This window comes from Vibrio sp. 2-1-2a, from assembly GCF_032648565.1.
GTDB lineage: Bacteria > Pseudomonadota > Gammaproteobacteria > Enterobacterales > Vibrionaceae > Vibrio > Vibrio diabolicus.
Window position 1 is genome coordinate 57,091 of the sequence record NZ_WBOH01000010.1, and the last position, 20,316, is coordinate 77,406.

13 protein-coding genes and 1 pseudogene are annotated in these 20,316 nt (G+C 42.4%); 10 read left to right on the plus strand and 4 right to left on the minus strand.

Features of this window, described 5'->3' with window-relative positions; translation table 11 throughout:
- Positions 1-212 precede the first annotated feature (212 nt).
- Both F7Y48_RS20315 and F7Y48_RS20320 read right to left on the minus strand, forming a co-directional pair.
- Positions 213-854, minus strand: a pseudogene (locus tag F7Y48_RS20315) (IS5 family transposase); the annotation flags it as partial.
- A 424-nt stretch (positions 855-1,278) separates the two neighbouring features.
- Complete coding sequence (locus F7Y48_RS20320) at positions 1,279-2,814, minus strand: putative bifunctional diguanylate cyclase/phosphodiesterase (protein ID WP_301660414.1); 1,536 nt, start codon at positions 2,812-2,814, stop codon at positions 1,279-1,281.
- 368 nt (positions 2,815-3,182) lie between these two features.
- Between F7Y48_RS20320 and F7Y48_RS20325 the strand changes: the two genes are divergently transcribed.
- Entirely contained in the window at positions 3,183-4,745 is a 1,563-nt protein-coding gene (locus tag F7Y48_RS20325) for a sensor domain-containing diguanylate cyclase (protein ID WP_301660413.1), read from the plus strand.
- Between the two features lie 306 nt (positions 4,746-5,051).
- Here F7Y48_RS20325 and F7Y48_RS20330 read toward each other — a convergent pair whose 3' ends face one another.
- Positions 5,052-5,972 carry an IS5 family transposase gene (locus F7Y48_RS20330; RefSeq protein ID WP_301660393.1) on the minus strand — a complete coding sequence of 307 codons (921 nt, stop codon included), beginning with the start codon at positions 5,970-5,972 and terminating at the stop codon, positions 5,052-5,054.
- A 528-nt stretch (positions 5,973-6,500) separates the two neighbouring features.
- On the opposite strand from F7Y48_RS20330, the gene F7Y48_RS20335 reads away from it, so the two are divergent.
- The 9 genes from F7Y48_RS20335 (at position 6,501) to F7Y48_RS20375 (ending at position 19,328) form a co-directional block, all read left to right on the plus strand.
- The gene (locus F7Y48_RS20335; protein WP_301660392.1) at positions 6,501-7,772 is read left to right on the plus strand and encodes a carbohydrate porin; all 1,272 of its coding nucleotides are present in this window, start codon (positions 6,501-6,503) and stop codon (positions 7,770-7,772) included.
- 142 nt (positions 7,773-7,914) lie between these two features.
- Positions 7,915-9,984, plus strand: a complete 2,070-nt coding sequence (locus F7Y48_RS20340) for a methyl-accepting chemotaxis protein (RefSeq protein WP_023584741.1) — start codon at positions 7,915-7,917, stop codon at positions 9,982-9,984.
- A gap of 183 nt (positions 9,985-10,167) precedes the next feature.
- Positions 10,168-11,175 carry a LacI family DNA-binding transcriptional regulator gene (locus F7Y48_RS20345; protein WP_301660391.1) on the plus strand — a complete coding sequence of 336 codons (1,008 nt, stop codon included), beginning with the start codon at positions 10,168-10,170 and terminating at the stop codon, positions 11,173-11,175.
- Between the two features lie 18 nt (positions 11,176-11,193).
- On the plus strand, positions 11,194-12,438 hold the full coding sequence (locus tag F7Y48_RS20350; protein ID WP_023584743.1) for an ABC transporter substrate-binding protein: 1,245 nt from the start codon (positions 11,194-11,196) through the stop codon (positions 12,436-12,438).
- A gap of 87 nt (positions 12,439-12,525) precedes the next feature.
- Positions 12,526-13,491 carry a carbohydrate ABC transporter permease gene (locus tag F7Y48_RS20355; protein WP_373924884.1) on the plus strand — a complete coding sequence of 322 codons (966 nt, stop codon included), beginning with the start codon at positions 12,526-12,528 and terminating at the stop codon, positions 13,489-13,491.
- A 1-nt stretch (position 13,492) separates the two neighbouring features.
- A complete protein-coding gene (locus F7Y48_RS20360; protein ID WP_023584745.1) occupies positions 13,493-14,389 on the plus strand; it encodes a carbohydrate ABC transporter permease in 897 nt (298 codons plus the stop codon).
- A 16-nt stretch (positions 14,390-14,405) separates the two neighbouring features.
- Complete coding sequence (locus tag F7Y48_RS20365) at positions 14,406-15,755, plus strand: GH1 family beta-glucosidase (RefSeq protein ID WP_301660412.1); 1,350 nt, start codon at positions 14,406-14,408, stop codon at positions 15,753-15,755.
- On the plus strand, positions 15,755-16,846 hold the full coding sequence (locus F7Y48_RS20370) for an ABC transporter ATP-binding protein (protein WP_301660390.1): 1,092 nt from the start codon (positions 15,755-15,757) through the stop codon (positions 16,844-16,846). Before F7Y48_RS20365 ends, F7Y48_RS20370 begins: the two co-directional genes overlap by 1 nt.
- A 70-nt stretch (positions 16,847-16,916) precedes the next feature.
- Positions 16,917-19,328, plus strand: coding sequence for a GH36-type glycosyl hydrolase domain-containing protein (locus F7Y48_RS20375; RefSeq protein WP_301660389.1), 2,412 nt, complete (start codon positions 16,917-16,919; stop codon positions 19,326-19,328).
- Between the two features lie 35 nt (positions 19,329-19,363).
- Here F7Y48_RS20375 and F7Y48_RS20380 read toward each other — a convergent pair whose 3' ends face one another.
- Positions 19,364-20,305 carry an aldose 1-epimerase gene (locus F7Y48_RS20380; protein WP_301660388.1) on the minus strand — a complete coding sequence of 314 codons (942 nt, stop codon included), beginning with the start codon at positions 20,303-20,305 and terminating at the stop codon, positions 19,364-19,366.
- Positions 20,306-20,316: the final 11 nt, after the last annotated feature.

The window sequence follows — 20,316 nt, forward strand, 5'->3', positions numbered from 1 at the left end:
TATAAAAACCATGATCTGTGAAATGTATCGTCACATTGTTGATAACTTAGACATTAAAGCCCTTCATAGAGATGGTTTGAACAACGAGCTTATTTTTTACGTTGTATAAATTCTAATCTGCTCGCTATGCAATCTAATCCATATTTTCGCGCTTCTCTTCGGCTTTGTTGCGTAATTCGATCAGAGAACCAAACTGCCTAAAATTGAGCGATTATTATATAATGCATTCGCTTGAACCGTATGGCATCGTGGCAATCCCTTGTGTCATAAGCGCCATTACCAGATATCTCGATAATTCTTCGGCGTGTTTGCTTGAGCAAGTTAGGAAGGACTTCTGCATCGGTAACATTAGATAAACTCAGTTCTGCCGCGACGACTTCATGAGTACTGGTATCTACCGCTAAATGCAATTTTATCCAGACCCTATGCTTCCCGTTAGTACCATGCTTCTTGACCTTCCATTCACCTTCGCCATAAACCTTGAGACCCGTCGCATCAATAGCTAGATGCTGTATTGCACCTCTAGTCTTGGGTTTAAATGAAGCCTCGACTTGCTTAGCTCTTCGACTTATACAACTGTAATGTGGACAGACTATAGGGACGTTAGCCAATGAAAAAACAGAATCGATAAACCCTTGCAATGCTCTCAACGGCATTGAGAAAACTCGTTTTACCATAAGTGCAGTGGTAATGGCTAAGTCGCTGAACTGACGAGGTCTACCACGTTTATCTTGTTTACTCTGCTTCCACTGGCGAATGGCTTCTTCATCAATCCAGAAAGTGAGTGAACCACGGTTGATTAAAGCTTTGTTGTACTGTTTCCAGTTCGTTGTTTTGTAGCGAGATTTCGGCATGAGACTAGGGGAATTAACTTACTTAGCCGATCAGATCGTAACCTTCTGATTTAGTTTCCTCGAATTACGCAACAAAGCCCTTCTCTTCTATTGTTTTTTCTCGGTTAAATACTATCGAATACTACAATGAAGTGCTCCAATACTGACTGTGCATTGAATATGGTTTTGCGCGCAAGTATATTTATGCTCTTCACATTGCTTACGAATACACCCAGCTAAGCTCAGTATTTCACCGAAAGGGAGGTATGAGCATAATTATCATCAGCATAGACTAACTTAAAGTCTTAGAATGCGCTAAGTAAATGATTTTTAATTGATATTTGGTTTCATCATATATCTGCTCATTTAAAGCAATCAGATACTAAGAGGCATTCATTTAAAATCTACGCTCGTTATTCTTGCTGTGTGTTTAAAAAACGCTACTTCAGTTTTTAGGCCTGCTAGACACTGCAATGAAATCAACTTTATTGTCTTGCGAAGTTATATTTAATTTCTCTTTTAATTCTTCAACAGGTATTGGGTGGCTTAGATAGAAACCTTGGGCTTGTTCACAGCCTAACTCTTCAAGAATTCGTAACTGGTGATCGGTTTCTACTCCTTCCGCAACGACTTGAATTCCGAATCCTTTTGCAATGTCGATAATGCCTGAAGTGATCGCTCTTGAACGATAATCAACCGCAATATCTTTGATGAAACTACGATCTATCTTGATTTCATCGACGTCGAGTCTATTGAAAATTCCAAATGAGGTATAACCGACCCCAAAGTCATCGATAGAGAACGCTATACCAGACCTTTTCATTTTTTTTACTAGGCTTGCACATTTTTCTATATTCTTAAGTGTGGCTGTCTCTGTGATTTCAAGGCATAGGTATTTTGAAAGTTCAGTGTCTTGATTTAGCTGATACTCAATTTGATGAATACCCTCAGTGCTATTTAGCTCAGTCGCTGAAATATTTACAGATACGCTTTGGATGACACGGCCTAGGAGCTGAGCTTCTTTAAGTTGCTTTGATGCTTGCTTGATTACTAGCTTCGTTAAAGCGCTACTAAGATTATTTTCTTCTGCTAGCGTGACAAATACTGATGGAGGTATATCTCCGTATTGAGAGTGGGTCCAGCGAGATAGCACTTCAACTCCCGTCATTCTCTTGTCTTTTAGGCGATATTTTGGTTGAAAGACTATCTGTATTTGCTCTTCTTGAATCGCATGACGCAACTCTATAATCATGCGTTGTTTTTGGAAATCTTCTTCAGCGAGTTTTTTGTCGTGGTATCGGATAGTATTTTTTGTTTTTTTTGCCTGAGCTAGAGCATATTTTGCCGACGACATGAGTTGCTTGACACTCTCTCCATCATACGGGTAGAAGGCCACACCAATAGAGCATGTCACATCAATTTCATGATTTTTTGCATGTTGATTAAACTGCTTTTGAACGCGAGCTAAGTGCAGAGCTATTTGGTTTTCATCATGCATTCGTACCAAACAAGCAAACCCATCAGAGTGTATTCGTGATGAGAGAAGAGGAAAGACCGTATGAGAGTCAATAGATTGTGCTATATCCTTTAGAAACTGACTACTTTTCATAAAACCGAGGCGATCGGCTATGGGTTTAAAGTTATCAATATCAAGAAGAAAAAGAACATAGTGTTCATCTTCTTTGGCACTTTGGATTTTTTGTTCTAGGTAGCGAAAAAATACCAAAGGGCTGTGTAAACCTGTTACAGAGTCAATGTCATTCGCTTGTTCAAGTTCTCGATTGTTCTTTTTTACCAGTCCCCACAGCAATAAAGATGTGACCACTATAAATAACATTCCCTTTAGTGATTGAACCAAGGTATAGACTTGTGGATTGCTCGATAGGAGTTCTACTGCTTTATCTGAGAACCAAACCCATAGCGACGCAAACACAAAGTAAGTAAAAACGAACTTAGTGGAGGATTTTATATTTCTTTTCATATTGACCACAGTATTATCCGTGTACTGCCCATGAGTAAGGTCATACTTATATAAGTAAATTATCATTACATTGCATATCAATCTAGTGACACATCACTAAAGTGTTTAAAATGTTACATCGAGCATTAATCACAGACTGTTAAGGCTATTCTGGCGTTTTAACGTATGTTGGCTAGTCACGTCTTGGAGTTACTCTCTATGGGGTTTAGCTCAAGATAACTCTAAGTAAGGAGTGATGTTTCATGCAGAGTATTCAAAGGTCTGATTAAGTCTTTGAGTTAGTATAGAGCTGTGAGTGGCAATGTCTTTTATATCTAATGAAAAAATGGATGATTTAACTTATGGAGTATATGGAGGAAATGAAACAGATGAGGGATAAGTTAAATCTGAGAAAGTTAATTCTGTGCCTAAGTGTGTTCAGTGTACTAGTTACTCTTCTTAATACTTTTCACTCCATATATAGAGTTCAGCATGAGCTGGTAGTTAACAATACCATAGAGTCCAACCGTGTATATGCCGTTAAAATGGCGGAGATGACGGATACTTTTATTGATTCTGCTTTATCCCAACTAGAGTACAGCGCATCGATAATCAGCCGTAGAATGCTTGAGCCGCTTGTATTGCAGCAAGAGGTAAATCGATTGCGAACTCAAACCGACTCTTTCAACTCTGTCGTAATTGTGAATGCGGACGGGGTCATCATATCGGTTTCACCAGAAACTATTGAAGTGAAAGGTGTTCAATTAACTGAAGAAAGCGCGTTACAGTCTCTAAATGCGAAAACTCCACTTATCACGAATCCATTTGTATCCCCTGCTGGTAACTATTTGACAAGCATGTCGTATCCTATCTTTTCTGAAAACGGCGATTACTTAGGCTATGTTGCGGGAACCATCTACCTCGATCAAAAAAATATATTAAGGACAATTCTTGGACAGCATAGTTACAAAGATGGGTCATATTTGTATGTTGTCGATAAGCATCAGACGTTGATTTATCACCCTGATCCGCAACGAATTGGAGAAGTTATTACTAATAACGAAGCAATAAGAGCGGTAAGTCGTGGTGAGGAAGGGGGACAAGCTATCGTTAACTCCCAAAGCGTTGACATGCTCTCTGGATACGCGCCCGTAAAACATGCTGGCTGGGGGATTATTGCTGAGAAGCCAGAAGAGCTCGTTTTGTCTATGCTTGACGATCAAATGTGGCATATGTTTATAGAGTCACTCCCAATTAGTGTTCTTATATTTTTGACTATTTGGGTTTCTTCGATTTTTATATCGAAACCTTTATGGCAATTAGCCAGTGTAGTCAAAAGTTTTGAAAGCCATAACTCTACCAAGCAAGACTTAAATGAAGTGAAGCCTTGGTATTTTGAAGCGTCATACTTGAAACGTTCATTTCTCAGCACGTTCAATATTGTATCCAGCACTATTGATCAGCTGCACTTAGATACTTTAACTGATCCCATGACTGGGCTACTGAACCGCAGAGGTCTAGGTAAGGCGATTGATACCTTGCTAGCACAAAAAACTCCATTTTCTGTGCTAGCTTTGGATCTTGATTACTTTAAAAAAGTGAATGATAGCTTTGGTCATGATGTCGGCGATGGTTTATTAGTCAGTGTGGCAAGTATGATCAAGGCTCAGGCACGAGAAGTTGATATTGTTTGCCGCTCTGGTGGCGAAGAGTTTATCGTTTTCTTAGTCAAAACGGACATACATCAGGCTAAACTCGTTGCCGAGAGAATTCGTAAATCTATTGCATTAAACAAGTTTGATGCCGTAGGGCATGTTACGATTTCTATCGGCGTGTCTCATTGGTCAGCAGAAGATGAGCCGATTAGCGCGACTCTTAAACGTGCCGATGATGCTCTTTATCAAGCTAAACATAATGGTAGGAATCGCACCGAACTCGATCTCTTCAAGTGAGAGGCCTGAAATTAATGATATAGCCCCATTATGCGCAGTGCTTAAGTATTAGGAAGGAGCAATCACCTTCCCAATGCCTGATTTCAAGTATTTTGAAGAACAGAAGTCGGGGCGAATAAGTTTTGATAGGTGGCTAGAGGTAGTTATTTCACGAGACTTCTGCTTCGTTTCTTTACCATCTGCCCTCAGCATCGTCTCCTGTTGTTCAATTGATTTTATCGCGACCGTTCGTATGGTTCGCATGTGGCGAGGGGCTTTGTTGCGGAATTCAACTTGAGAGCGAACACTAGCTAAATCGTTTGTATTTTAAACGATATACTGGATTTCGGGCATACCTATCCCTGTTAGCTTGTTGAGTGCTTTGATCATGGCGTATGTTTCACCAACTTGTGCGTTGTAATTTCGAAGTGTGAGTGAAGCTCCTAGTAGCTGTTTTACGCGATACATAGCGGTCTCCGACAATGAACGCCTGTGGTAACCATACTTTCGTTTCCACTTTTTGTTCGAACCATAGAGCTTTTGGCAACCAACCGCCAGATTACGTGGATGCCCCTTTTCCCAGAAGGCGGCTCCTTCACGTGGAGGGATTAGAGGTATCGCTTTCTTAACCCTAATCGCCCTGTGGCACTCCCTTGTATCGTATGCGCCATCTCCCGAAATTTCCTTGATGGATCGGCGTGTTTGTTTGAGTAAATTTGGGAGTACTTCCGCATCTGTCACGCCTGAAAGTGTCAGTTCAGCTGCAATAATTTCATGAGTGTCAGTATCAACAGCAAGATGGAGTTTACGCCAGACTCGACGCTTACCATCGGTTCCATGCTTTTTCACTTTCCATTCGCCCTCACCGTATACCTTGAGCCCAGTTGCATCAATAGCCAGGTGTTGGATAGCGCCTCGTGATGAGGCTTTGAAATTAACCTCTACATCCTTAGCTCGGCGACTGATGCAAGTATAGTGGGGACAAACCAATGGGACGTTCGCCAATCTAAAAACAGAGTCGATAAAGCCTTGTAGCGCCCTTAATGGTAAGGAAAAAATGCGCTTTACCATGAGAGCAGTCGTGATAGCGAGATCACTAAACAATCTTGGTCTACCACGTTTATCCTGTTTAGATTGTTTCCACTCAGTTATGGCCTCTTCGTCAATCCAAAACGTGAGTGAACCTCTGTTGATCAAGGAGTTATTGTACTTGCACCAGTTAGTGGTTTTGTAGCGAGGCTTCGGCATGAAATTAAAGTAAGTGAATGAATTGTCCCTGATCTGATCGTAAGATTCTGATTTAGTTCATTCGATTTCTGCAACAAAGCCGCTGCAACTTCCACTTTCTCTGATAGCTTCAGAGCTTCTGCCTTAAATTCAGAGGGTTTAGTTTTGTTGGTTGTTATTGTTCACCTTGTTAGTGATTGTGCTCACTTAACTCGGTGTCCAAAACAGTTAGAGCGGATCATTATTGCTGAAAAATTTCATAATATTGAAAGTGCTCATAAAGTAATGCATTTAAGGTTAATAATAGAGGTTTCATTTCGTGACAAAATTCTCCATTTCTCATGAAAAGAAAGCGATTTCATTATTTTAATTGTTGTTGTTGTGTATTTAAGCTTTTGATTTTTATTTTATTTTTTTCTCCTTCTGTTTGTTGGTTTGTTTCATGGTGATTTCTTCTGTTCTCGGATGTGAAGTCGACATGTGTTTTCAAGTCTTTCATTGTTTAGCCTATATCAAACTTAAACAAACATAGAATAATAGGGAAATAAGATGAAAAACTTCAAATTCTTACCAATAACTTTAGCAGTGGCCGCTTCACTTTCTTCTGTATCTGCATTTGCTGATGAATCTACTATTTCTGATTTAGAAAAACGTATTCAAGAGTTGGAATCTAAGGTTGTTGAAATTGACTATGTCAATGATCAACAACAAGCCGTATTGACTCCGGATACAAAAGTTCCAGAAGGCGTGATCTTCTCTGGTTATGCTCGTTATGGCGCGCATTATTCAGATGGTGACAGCCGTTATGTTAATGTGGGTAGTACAGGTCGCTCAGTAGGTCGTCTGGGTAACGAAGCTAACGGTGGTGAATTCCAGTTAGGTAAAATTTTCCAAGCAGATAATGGTGTCAAATGGGACATCGTTGTCATGTTTGATGAATGGGCTCATCGTGATTGGGGTTCTGACGGTGGTGTTAGCCTGAAAAAAGCTTACGCTGGGGTGACCAACGTATTTGAAAGCCAACCTGAGCTTTACATGTGGGCCGGTCGAGATTTCCACGGTCGTGTACAACAAGGTTTGAACGATTACTTCTTGTTCACACACGACGGTCAGGGGGCAGGCTTCAATAACCTGAATCTAGGTGGCGCTAAGTTAGATATGGGGTTTGTGGGTAAAGTCGACTCTAACGGTGGTAGCTTGAACAATGACAATGGCGTCTACGCAATCACTTCTAAACTTCACAGTATTGATGCAGGTATTGGTAATCTTGAGCTTTACTTCAACTACGGTTTTGCTTCTGACGAAGCTGGCGATGATAAGAAAGACGAAAACTCATGGCAAGCAGGTGCTGTACTAGGATTAGGCAGTTCGAACAAGCTCCTTGTGAAGTATGCTGATGGTGCTGACGATTCTGCGTTTGATTTGGCAGGCGATAAGCAAGTGCTATATACCAGTTTAGAAGGTAACTATGGCGTATCGAGTCAATTTATCATTGATTACATTGTCTCGTACAAAAATATCGCTGGTAACGATACTGATGAGAAAAATGAATACTCTGCTATCGTGCGTCCGCAATACCAATGGACAGACGTTCACTCAACTTGGTTTGAAGCGGGTTATGCAATGGAAGACTGGGACAACGATAAAGAAGTGACCGGTTGGAAAGCGACACTTTCTCAAAACTTATCTCTAGGTGGTCTACCTTGGAGCCGCCCAATGCTTCGCTTCTACACTACAGTAGGTGATGTTGAAACAACGGATGGTTCAACGACAAATGTGGATACTCTTGCTTTCGGCGCGATGTTCGAAGCTTGGTGGTAAACCAGTCAATCTTAATTGTCCATTCATGTCTTAGCCCCAAAGGCAGCTTATTGGGGCTGATATACTAGCAAACTTGACTCCATTTTTGGGCACTATCATAGGTGCCCTTTTTTTGTCCTTTTGATTAAGACAGGAGTTGTCTATGGGTTGGTGGATTATGCCCTTTCAAACGTTAATTTCTCGTCTCTACTTTGGTTGTGTGTGTTTAATTGTGATCATGCTGAGTTCAGCATGGCTTTCTGTCAGTGGTAATCAGGATGTTACCGCAAAGATGGAATCTATTACTCAAGATGCAACTCCGTTGATGCTAAGCTCAGCTCAGCTAACCATCGATTTTCTCAATATAAACCGTAACCTTACGCCTTATTTGTCTACTCAATATTTGGATGAGCTTCCCCCATTTGTTGCGTCAATTGAAAAGAGTATAGAGATCTATAATGCCCAACTTAATTGGTTTGTTTCTCAGACCAATCAGCGGCCAGAACTAAAAGATTTTGTTGAGCCAATTGCTGCTCAAAGTGAGAAGACCTTGAGCCTGTTGAGGGATGTTGTTGCTGTTCATGCTCGTTATCTCGATCAGCTCGACCAGAGCTATTTTTTACAATCTAAATTTCAATCGGTAAACGCTCAACTTCGTAATGCATTGCAGCGAGCACTTAGTCAAGCCGAAACCGATGATGCTTTAAAAGCGTTAGACGGCTTATCCAGCCAAATTAGCCTTTTGCAAAATGAGGCTAGCGAGGTGTTCAAGTTACAAGATATGACGGAGGTTCGTGCGGTTGAGCGTCGGCTAGAAAATCGCCAACGTTACTTAGAAGAAAGTGAGCAGTTACTAATCAAGAAGTATTCTTCACTCTATTCTTCAATTGAAAAGCCGATGTCTGCACTTAAACAGTTGGCATTCGATTCAACAGGTGCAATAAAAATGCATGTTGCCGTGGTAGAGCAAGCACAAGCCCGTAGTGCTCTTCGGTTAGATTTAGAGGAAAATATCGATACACAGTTAGCAAACATTGACAGCCTATCACATAGTGCAAATCACATTGCTAACCAACTTTTTGAGCAAGCAACACAAGCATCTAACGAAACCCGCACGCTGCTTATTAGTATCTCTTTGGGCTCGATTTTGGTCACTGTGTGTTTGGTTCTGAGTTTTACGAATATGGTTCGTAGGGCGACTAAACTACTGCTTAATGCCTTGAATAAAATTGCCGCGAAAGATTTAACTTCAGAGGTAGAGTACTCAGCAAGTAATGAGTTTGGGCAAGTGGCAGAAAAGGTCAATTTGGTTGTGCGCCATCTTTCACTCATTATTGAACGAATTCGTCAATCAAGTGCGGAACTCAATAGTGCATCATTGACCAATCAAAATATCAGTAAGGAACTAAATAGCGCCATCTTCGAGCAAACCTCACAAACGGTGTCTGTAGCGTCTGCAATGGAGGAAATTGAGTGCTCGGTTAGCGAAATTGCCAAGTCTACCGAAGATACACTCAGCTTAGTGACGCAAGCCGTTGAACATTCTGATGAAGCTCAGAATGATATGACTGAAAATGTTGCCATGTTAGAGCGTCTTTCTGAAGAGCTTCATCAAGTAACAGAGACAAATCTGGCGTTGGAAAAAGAGAGTAAAAGTATTGCGTCTATATTAGATACCATCGCGGGCATTTCAGAGCAAACGAACTTGCTTGCACTAAATGCAGCAATAGAAGCTGCAAGGGCGGGAGACCATGGACGCGGTTTTTCTGTCGTCGCTGATGAAGTTCGAGTCCTCGCTGCCCAAACCACGAATAGTGCTCAGGAAATTAAAAATAAAATTGAACGTTTGCAGCGACAAACGGATCTCGCAGCATCACAGATTTCCGATTGCCTCTCAGGTATGAACCAAAGCATGCAACAAGCCAAGCGTGTCGATGGGCGCTTCGTGAAATTACATGTTCTTCTCAACCAAGTCTCTCATCGCAGTCAGCAAATATCGTCAGCAACGAGTGCACATCAAGCTGTTGCTCGTGACGTAGTTGAAAACATCACTCAAATTCACACGCTGTCAGAGCAAAACTCACAGCGCTCAACACAAGTTGCTGAGCATGGTGAAAAGCTTGAGCGTTTAGCGGAAATTCAATTTGAGCTGACGGAAAGTTTCATTTTACAGCAGGAAGAGACGGATAAACAGCAAAAGAGTGACAATGACGTCATCATCGAAGCGGTTTGAAGAGTGAATATTAATTCATGAAACAGTTTCATGGGAGTGGGAAAAACTGTAATAACTCTCAATGTTTCTTAATACTGAGTTTAACGTAAAAGTTTAGTGTGACAATAATCACTAAAACCACTCCATGATTACTCAATAATTAGTTTGTAAGCGTTTTCAAGTGTCTTGGGAGTAGAGGTAACGGTGGCAACAATTAAACACGTCTCTGAGCATGCGGGGGTATCTCAGGCCACAGTATCTAGAGTAATAAATGGTACTAGTCGGGTGAGTCACGACAAGAAGTTAAAGGTTGAAAAAGCGATAAAAGAGTTGGGTTATCGGCCGAACTCTATCGCCCAAGCTTTGGCATCTAGTCGCACTGGCAGCGTGGGGATTGTCGTACCGGAACTTGGTGGTCCTTTCTATTCAGGTATTCTCCATTGCCTGGAAGAGCATTTGCGTCGTTTTGGCTACTATGCTGTTGTAACTGCAGGCTCAAACAATGCAAAGGAGCAACGTGAAGCGGTTGAATTTTTATTAGGACGTAAGGTCGATGCCTTGATTCTCCATGTTCAGAATCTGAGTGATGATTACTTGATCAGTCTAGAAGAGCAAGGAATCCCTGTCGTTTTATTGAATCGCTTTATCCCTGAGATGAGTCGGAGCTGTATTGATATTGATAACGAGTTTGGGGGGAAACTTGCTACACAATATCTCTTAAAAATGGGGCATACTGAAATTGCCTGTATTACAGGTCCTTTAGATAAGTCTGATGCTCGAGGACGCTTGCAAGGCTATCGAAAAGCCTTGGAGGAGGCGGGGTTAGAGTATAACGAGGTATTGGTTTCTGAAGCGGGTTTCACTGAAGAAACTGGTGTTAGTGCGACAAAAAAATTGCTGAAGAGAGATTGTCGATTCAGTGCCATTTTTGCGTCAAATGATCATATGGCATTTGGAGCCTTTGAGGTATTGAGAGAAGAAGGCTACTCGATTCCTGATGATGTTTCACTTGTCGGTTTCGACGACAACATCTTTGCTCGTTATCTCACCCCCTCTTTAACTACCATTAACTTTCCTATCGAACAGATGAGCATTGAGGCTGTACAGCTCACTTTGCAAAAGCTGACAAAGAATAAACAAGATGTGAATTTCAAACTTAGCCCTGCGTTAGTCATTCGAAATTCTGTCAAGGATATAACGAGTACCCTATAACTACACTAAGGATACAGCATGAAATTTAAGACCTTAGCACTTTCAAGTGCAATCACATTAGGACTTGCTGCAACAGCTTCAGCAGCGAACAGCGAGATCCGTTTTGATGGTTTTCCAGATTTTGATAGCAGCTTGAAAGTGTTGCTGCCAGAGTTTGAGAAAGAAACAGGCATCAAGGTTGATTACCTGATGAACAACCACGGAGATCACCACACTAAGTTAACCACCAACCTTGCAACAGGCTCTGGTGCTGGTGATGTGATCGTTGTGGATGTAGAGAAAATCGGTCCGTTTGTTGCGTCTGGTGGCTTAGTTAACTTGTCAGAAAAATATAGTGCCGATAAATATGCTGAACGCTTTGCGCCATACGCTTGGGCTCAAGGTAAAGGCGCGGATGGCGATGTGTATGGTATGCCAGTCGACCTTGGTCCAGGTGTAATGTACTACCGTACAGACATCTTTAAAGACGCTGGAATCGACTTGAATGAAGCGATCAAAGATTGGGATTCATACATAGCGGCAGGTGAAAAGCTAAAAGCTAAAAACATTCAGTTGATTGCTTCAGCATCTGACGTAGCGCAAGCGATTATTTTTACTACTGTACCGGAAGGCGAAGGTCTGTATTTCGACAACGATGGGAACCCAGTGGTCACTTCTGAGCGCTTTGTTCATGCGTTTGAAGTTGCGAAGGAAATTCGTGACAAAGGACTAGATGGAAAAATTCTAGCTTGGTCAAACGAGTGGTATGAAGGCTTCCGCAACGGTACTTTTGCAACTCAGTTATCAGGTGCTTGGCTTCTTGGTCACTTGAACAACTGGATTGCTCCCGGAACCGCAGGTAAGTGGGGTGTATCTAATCTCCCCGATGGTATCTACGGTAGCTGGGGCGGGTCTTTCCTTTCTATCCCGACTCAATCTACTAAGCAAGACGAAGCGTGGCAACTAATTGAATACATGACAACTCGTCGTGATGTTCAGCTTAAACACTTCGAAACTATTGCTGCTTTCCCTGCAAACGTAACTACTTACGATGATGCTATGTTCTCAGAAGAAATGCCTTTCCTAGGTGGTCAAAAGGCTCGCTTGTTGTTTGCTGAAGTGGCGAAAAATATCAAGCCAGTTGAACCTGCTAAAGGTGATCACGTGGCACGTTCCATCGTTTTAGAAAATGCTCTGATGGAAGTGCTGGATGAAGGTAAAGATATTAAGACAGCGCTTGAAGAAGCTGAGCGTTTGATTAAACGTCGTACGCGTAATATGTAAGCCAGAAGTTGTATTAATTTTGGGAGGCGTAAATTACGCCTCCCTAGGTAAGGGGTTGTTACTATGAACCAATCTACAGGTAACTCAATGAAAACATCGGGCGGTGAAAGTTTTTTTTCTCGCCTGAATTTGAAAGCGCTTACACCGTATTCGTTTTTGTTGCCGTTTTTAGTTATTTTTTCTGTATTTGGGATTTTTCCATTACTTTTTTCTGTTTTCTTATCGTTTCATTCATGGAACCCTGTGGAAGGGTTAGCGGCGATGAAATATGTTGGGGTTGAAAACTATCAAATCGCCCTGACTGACCCTTGGCTATGGCGTTCTCTGCAAAATACGTTTTGGTTAGCGATCACATCAGGCCTAGCTCAGCATTTAATTGCTATTCCCGTCGCATACATTCTTGTATCAATGGGGGATAAAATCCGTCATTGGTTAACATCCGCGTATTTTCTTCCGTACATCACTTCTACGGTTGCTGCATCGCTGATCTTCTTCAACATGTATTCACCAAACTCCGGCATCATCAACCAAACTTTGATCGCGCTGGCAGACAGTTCACTGTTTGGTTGGGCATTTGCGTGGGTGAATGATTTTCAACCAATTCGCTGGTTGGATGATGCAACGTTGATTAAGCCATCTATTGCTATCATGGTGTTCTGGAAGTACACAGGTTTCAACATTGTTCTGTATACCACAGGCTTAATGACTATCCCTAAAGACATTCTTGAAGCTGCCCGTATGGACGGAGCTAACGCTCTGCGTCGTTTTTGGAACATTTCACTGCCAATGATTCGCCCATTTGTATTCTTCGCAGTTACGATGACCATCATTGGTAACTTGCAATTATTTGAAGAACCGTTCGTGTTGACCCGTGGCGGGGGTGGTACAGGTCAAGCTGGTCTTACGATCTCAATGTATTTGTACAAAGTGGGTTGGGAATGGTTAGAAATGGGAACAGCTTCTGCTATCTCTTGGTTGCTGTTTGCCCTGATTGCAGCTTGTACCATGGTTCAATTTTTCTTCTTCGGTAAAAAAGGTTTAGGGGAGCAATAACATGACGACTCAAATTGCCACATCAAACTCGTCGTTATGGGCTTCTATTAAGCCTAGCGATAGAGTGATTGATAGTTTTATTAAGATAACGATGCTTGTTCTGGGTGTAATCCTGATTGTGTCAGCCATAGTGACAGTTTTCCCATTCATTTGGTCTGCTCTACTTTCGACACGTGACCGAGGGGAGATTTTCGGTACAGGAATCAGCTTTGCTATTGGTGACAGCCTGGCTATCAACTACGCCAAATTGCAAGAGATCATGCCTTTTTGGCAGGCAATGTTTAACTCGATCTACGTCGCGTTCTTGGGAACAACTATTTCGTTGCTGTTCTGTAGTATGGGCGGATATGCGTTTGCGGTATTTAAGTTCCGTGGCAAAAATATCTTATTTGGCATGCTGGTTGGTTCGATGATGATTCCGCCAGTATTAAGCCTGATTCCGTACTTCATGATCGTTAAGTTCTTAGGCTTGCTGGATAATCATATTTCGGTATGGCTACCCTTTACGACTACGCCATTTGGTATTTTCCTGATGCGCCAGCACGTCGTGGCTTCAATTCCTAAAGAGCTACTAGAGGCCGCCAAACTGGATGGCGCAGGTGAGTTTAGAACTTACTGGAGTGTAGTACTGCCATTAATGAAACCAGCCCTCGCTACGTTGGCCATTGTTCAGTTTGTTTTCTTCTGGAACATGTTTATGCAGCCTTTAGTTGTGCTTAACTCACCGGAAAATTATGTCATTACTCAGGCGTTGCGAAGTGTACAAGGTATTCCGAATACTCCTTGGGGAGCCGTAATGCTAGGAACCACGATTTCCATTTTACCATTAGTTATTACTTATCTGTTTGCTTCGAAACAGATGATTAGTGGTTTAACTTCTGGTGCAGTAAAAGGTTAAAAGAAAAGTTATGTCTATAAATAAATACCAGTTACCGAAGGATTCACAACTACTTACTTCAGAATTTGTTTTCGGTGTTGCAACATCATCTTATCAGATTGAAGGTGGTGTTAATGAAGGGGGCCGTACCCCTTCTATTTGGGATACGTTTTGTAAGACTCCAGGAAAAGTAGATAAAGGCGACAACGGCGATGTTGCTTGTGACCACTACCATCTGTGGAAGCAAGATATCGACATGATTGCAGGCTTAGGTGTGGATGCGTACCGCTTGTCGATTTCTTGGCCAAGAATTCTGCCTCAAGACGGTGTTATTAATCCTGAAGGACTTGAGTTTTATGAGCAGATTATCGACGAGTGCCATGCTCGTGGCTTGAAAGTTTATGTGACGCTATATCACTGGGATTTGCCTCAGTATATAGGTGACCGTGGTGGGTGGCTAAACCGTGAAACAGCTTTTAAATTTGCTGAATATGCGGACGTTGTTAGTGCGTATTTCGGTAACAAAATCGATGTATATACCACGCTCAATGAACCATTTGTTGCGGCTTTTTTAGGCTACCGCTGGGGAGAGCATGCACCGGGTATTAAGGGTGAGAAAGAAGGTTATTTAGCTGCTCACCATTTAATGTTAGCGCATGGTTTAGCAATTCCTGTGTTGAGGAAAAATGCTCCTGAGTCTAAGCATGGCATCGTGTTCAATGCTACACCGAGCTATCCAGTAAGTGATCAAGATCAAGCGGCGGCTGACTATTGTGAAGCAGAGAACTTCCATTGGTTCATGGATCCTGTTCTAAAGGGAAAATACCCAAGCTTAGTGGTTGAAAAACAACAGGTTAACATGCCAATGATCCTTGAGGGTGATCTAGAAATTATGTCTGCTCCTGTGGATTACATTGGTATCAACTATTACACCCGCAGTGTTGCTCGTTTTAATGAACACAACGAGATTGAAACGATTAAACCAGAAGGTGCGGAGTTCACTCATATAGGTTGGGAAATCTATCCGCAAGGTCTAACTGATCTTCTTGTAAGAATTGATCAGCGTTACGACAATGTACCGCCTTTATATGTTACGGAGAATGGTGCTGCTGGTAACGATTCAATTATTGATGGTGAAGTTAATGATGAACAACGTGTTCGCTATTTCCAAACTCACCTAGAAGCGGTTGATAACGCTATCCGTGCTGGCGTTCGTGTCGATGGCTATTTCGCTTGGAGTCTGATGGATAACTTCGAATGGGCATTTGGCTATGAGCAACGTTTCGGGATTGTGCACGTTGATTATAAAACTCAGAAAAGAACATTGAAACAGAGTGCTATTGCGTACCGCAACATGCTTCTAGAACGCGCCGAGGAGAACAAGTAATGGCAAAAGTAGAATTCCGTAACATTAAAAAATCCTTTGGAAACGTCGATGTTGTTAAGCACTTTGATTTCACGGTAAATGACGGTGAGTTTGTGGTATTTCTTGGCCCTTCTGGTTGTGGAAAATCGACAACACTGCGTATGTTAGCGGGTCTTGAAGACATCACTTCTGGTGAAATCTTTGTCGATGAAAAGCTAATGAACAAGATTGATGCTAAAGACCGTGACTTGGCGATGGTGTTTCAAAGCTATGCTCTTTATCCGCATATGTCGGTCTATGAAAACATCGCTTTTGCGCTCAAGTTAAAAGGCATGAAGAAAGCAGATATTGATGTGGAAGTTCGCAAAGCGGCAAAAATGCTAGAGCTAGAACCGCTACTGGATCGCAAGCCTAAGGAGCTTTCCGGTGGTCAACGTCAGCGCGTAGCAATGGGGCGTGCGATGGTGCGTACTCCCAAAGTATTCCTATTTGACGAACCGCTTTCTAACCTTGATGCCAAGCTCCGTGGTGTGATGCGTGAAGAAATCAAACAGTTACACGGCGAGCTTAAGACAACCACTATCTACGTAACGCACGACCAAATCGAAGCCATGACACTCGCGGACCGTATTGTGATTCTAAAAGACGGTTATGTCGCTCAGGTTGGTACGCCAACAGAAGTGTTTAAACGTCCAGCCAATAAGTTTGTTGCTCAGTTTATCGGTAACCCATCAATGAACATGTTAGATGCGAAATTGGTGAATGAACAAGACGAATTTTTTATTGCTCTAGGAGATGTGAATATCCCATTACCTGAACGCTTTAAAGCCCATGCATCAAAGAACTTAGCGTTGCATTTTGGTATTCGTCCTACCGATATTCACTTGCGTGCCGAGCAAGTAGAGCACGACCGTGTATTGCCAGTTCGCGCTAAAATCAAAGATAAAGAACTGCTTGGAGCAAGCATTTTATTGAGAACTGAGATTGGTGGTCAGTTGTTAACGGTCGAGACGCAAGCCGCAGAAGTCGATACCCAAGAGATCACGCTCTACATTGATTTAGATTCTGTTCACTTGTTTGACGCATTAAGTGAAAAATCACTGGCTCACTAATTTCCATACCCAACCTCTAAGAACAAATTAATAATTAGTCCCCAGTCTACTGGGGACTAAGGATAGTGTTATGAAATTCGGATATTTTGACGATAATAATAAAGAATACATCACCACCACGCCTTGCACGCCAATAAAATGGTGTAACTATGTTGGTACACTGGAGTTCGGTGGTTTAGTTGACAGTAACGGTGGCGTTGTGTTGTGTAAAGGTGACCCAGCACTCAACCGTATCACGAAGTACATTGCCCAGTTGCCTAATTCTGATTTTAAAGGATCGACGGTTTACCTAAAAGTGACCAACCGCGAAGGTAACGTTGAGGTATTTTCACCTTTTTATACTCCTACGCTAAAACCGTTAGAAAAGTTTGAAAACCATACGGGACTTTCTTACACCACAATTATTGCTGAAGGGTACGGCGTCCGTTGTGAAGCCACTTTGTTTGTGCCTAAAGATGCGCCAGTATTACTTGAAGATATCAAAATCACAAACATCAGCGATGAAGCGCTACACGTTGATGTTGTTCCTGTCTTTGAGTTCACTCACTTTGATGCGTTAAAACAATTAGTTAATGCAGACTGGGTACCACAAACCATGACGCTTAAGGCGCATCAACAAGCATCAGGCCACACCGTTTTAGAGCAATACGCTTTTATGAAGCGTGACTATGCAGTAAATCTAATGACGGCGGATCGCCCTGCGACCTCTTTTGATGGTGACCGTCAGAAGTTCCTTGGCAACTTGGGTTATGGCAGTTGGGCCGCTCCTGAAAAACTGTTCACCGATGAACTAGGAAACAGTGAATGTTTGCGTGGAGACAATATTGGTGCGTTGAATCTACGTTTAGGCTGGATTGAACCTAAGCAAATGGAGCGTACAGTTGTACAGTTAACGCAAATGCCAAGTCTCGAGCAGGCTGAGCCTATGCTTGAGAAGTACCGAGACCATCAAGAAGTGGACAAAGCGTTGGATGCGCTTGCTAATCACTGGGATAACTACCTTGCGGCAGTACAAGTAGAAACACCCGATCCAGCCATGAACTCCATGCTAAACATTCATAACCCACGCCAATGTCACACGACGAAAAACTGGTCGCGTTACTTGTCGTTGTACCAACTTGGTTACGGAGCACGAGGTGTTGGTTTCCGCGACTCTTCGCAAGATACACTTGGCGTCATTACACATATGCCAGAAGAAGCACGCGAGTTTATCGAACGCTTACTTTCGGTGCAAAACATCGATGGTTCAGCGATGCATCAGTTCTTCCCTTCAACGATGGAAGCAAATGCCGGTGATTCGCGTGAAGAAGAAGACCGTCCCGATTATTACGGCGATGATCATCTTTGGATTGTATACGCGGTTACGCAATACGTTAAAGAAACCGGTCATGCTGAGTTCCTAAATAAGGTTATTCCGTTTTATCAGAAAGATGCACAAGGCCAACCTGTCGAGTCGGCGAGCGTGTGGGAACACCTAGGCCGTTCTATTGAGTTCACTCGACGCAACACAGGCCAACACGGATTGCCATTACTTGGCTTCGCGGACTGGAATGACACGGTGAATTTGCCAACGGGTGCAGAATCTCTCATGGTTGCTAGCATGTACGGCAAAGCGTTGCTTGACATGCTTGATCTGTGTCGCTTGCGCGGTGAAAATGACCTGGCAGAGCGTTATCAAGCTCAATACGAGCAAATGAAAGCAGTGGTGAACGGATGCGGTTGGGACGGTAACTGGTTTATTCGTTACTTTGATGAGCAAGGATACCCTGTTGGCTCACACATCAACGAGCAAGGCCAAATCTATACCAACGGTCAAAGCTGGCCTGTGATTGCAGGGTTTGCAGAGAAAGAGCGTGCGACGCAGGCACTAGACTCTGTCTACACTAAACTGAATACGGCAAATGGCATTAAGTTATCTACCCCAGGCTACAATGGCTTTAATCCGAATCTAGGTGGGGTCTCTACCTACCCACCAGGCGCGAAAGAAAACGGCGGTATTTTCTTACACTCTAATCCTTGGGTGATGATCGCGGAAGCGAAGATGGGTAATGGTGACCGTGCTTACGAGTACTACCGCCAGATCAATCCAGCATCGAAGAATGACGCTATTGATATCTTTGAATCTGAACCGTACTGCTATCCACAAAATATTCTTGGTGACGAGCATCCTCAATTTGGCCTTGGCCGAAATGCCTGGTTATCGGGAACATCTTCATGGACATATGTTGCTGGTACACAATGGATTTTAGGCGTACGCCCTGATGTTGATGGTTTGATTGTTGATCCTTGTATTCCATCGGAATGGGAAGAGTTTCGCGTTAAACGTCAATTCCGTGGTGCTATGTACAATATTCATGTAACGAACCCTAATAAGGTGAGTAAAGGTGTGGCGGAATTACGTGTGAATGGAGAAATCTTAGCAGGGAACAAAGTTCCAGTACTGCCTGAAGGCGAACATCAAGTAGAGGTTCGATTAGGTTAATGTTTAATGGGGAGCATTATAGCTCCCCAATTTAGTTAGCCAAAATAGGCTTGGCATTGCCAATGAAACTGCATGCTTTCCTCTGGGGCGAGCTCTAGTAAGCCTATCTGATTATTGAAAGCATCTGCTGGGCACGTCATTGGCTCAATAGCAATGCTAGATTCTGATGGAGGCATATATAGCTGTACGAATGAGTAACCTTCATTTTGCTGAAAACGCAAAGAAGCACTTTTATCGTTACGTTCCAATATCAGCGTTTGTTTTGAAGTATCACTAAATTGGTAGCAATGGTTGAGGTTCATTTCTTTTAGTGATGTCGGGGTAGAAAAGGCATTGCTACCAACAAATCTCCCAGTTGGTAAATCGTTCTGATGTTGCAGCTCCGTGTGGGGAGACATTGTGAGTTGGCATTGTTCTAATTCACAACCGAGAGAAAAGTAGGGGTGGCAAGCATCTCCAAATGGAAAATGTTCAGTTCCTAAGTTGGTTACAGTCGTATTGCAGCTTAACTCACCATTGGAATCAACACGGTAGCGTATATCTAGGCGAAACGCGAAAGGGAAACCATCGGCTAATCTGGTTGTTTCAAAACGAAAAATGGCTTCGGCATAGTGGTTGTTTGTTTCATAGTCTACGAGTTCAAATGGTTGGTTATAGAGTAAACCGTGGACTGCATGATCTGACCAAGGAAAGTTAGCTTCTAGTGTGTACGTACGTTGTCTATAACTGTAACGTCCTGAATTTAGACGATTTGGAAAGGGAAACAACTTAGCACCGCGCGAAAAGAAAGGATGAGATTTAGTGAGGTCATCACTGTCTTGGTATCCTACGATAAACGAAAATGGACTGTGGTGTACTTTATATTGGTTAATAATTGCGCCAAAGTCTTGGATAATTTCGACTTGGATTCCTAGATTGTCATTTAATATAGTTGTGGATTTGAACTGCCCAAAATTACTTTTAATTAACTTAAACATAAATATTCTCC

Coding starts and splice junctions, on each gene's coding strand:
- F7Y48_RS20320 (WP_301660414.1), bottom strand. CDS start 2,814: ATGAAAAGAAATATAAAATCCTCCACTAAGTTCGTTTTTACTTACTTT.
- F7Y48_RS20325 (WP_301660413.1), top strand. CDS start 3,183: ATGAGGGATAAGTTAAATCTGAGAAAGTTAATTCTGTGCCTAAGTGTG.
- F7Y48_RS20330 (WP_301660393.1), bottom strand. CDS start 5,972: ATGCCGAAGCCTCGCTACAAAACCACTAACTGGTGCAAGTACAATAAC.
- F7Y48_RS20335 (WP_301660392.1), top strand. CDS start 6,501: ATGAAAAACTTCAAATTCTTACCAATAACTTTAGCAGTGGCCGCTTCA.
- F7Y48_RS20340 (WP_023584741.1), top strand. CDS start 7,915: ATGGGTTGGTGGATTATGCCCTTTCAAACGTTAATTTCTCGTCTCTAC.
- F7Y48_RS20350 (WP_023584743.1), top strand. CDS start 11,194: ATGAAATTTAAGACCTTAGCACTTTCAAGTGCAATCACATTAGGACTT.
- F7Y48_RS20355 (WP_373924884.1), top strand. CDS start 12,526: ATGAAAACATCGGGCGGTGAAAGTTTTTTTTCTCGCCTGAATTTGAAA.
- F7Y48_RS20360 (WP_023584745.1), top strand. CDS start 13,493: ATGACGACTCAAATTGCCACATCAAACTCGTCGTTATGGGCTTCTATT.
- F7Y48_RS20370 (WP_301660390.1), top strand. CDS start 15,755: ATGGCAAAAGTAGAATTCCGTAACATTAAAAAATCCTTTGGAAACGTC.
- F7Y48_RS20375 (WP_301660389.1), top strand. CDS start 16,917: ATGAAATTCGGATATTTTGACGATAATAATAAAGAATACATCACCACC.
- F7Y48_RS20380 (WP_301660388.1), bottom strand. CDS start 20,305: ATGTTTAAGTTAATTAAAAGTAATTTTGGGCAGTTCAAATCCACAACT.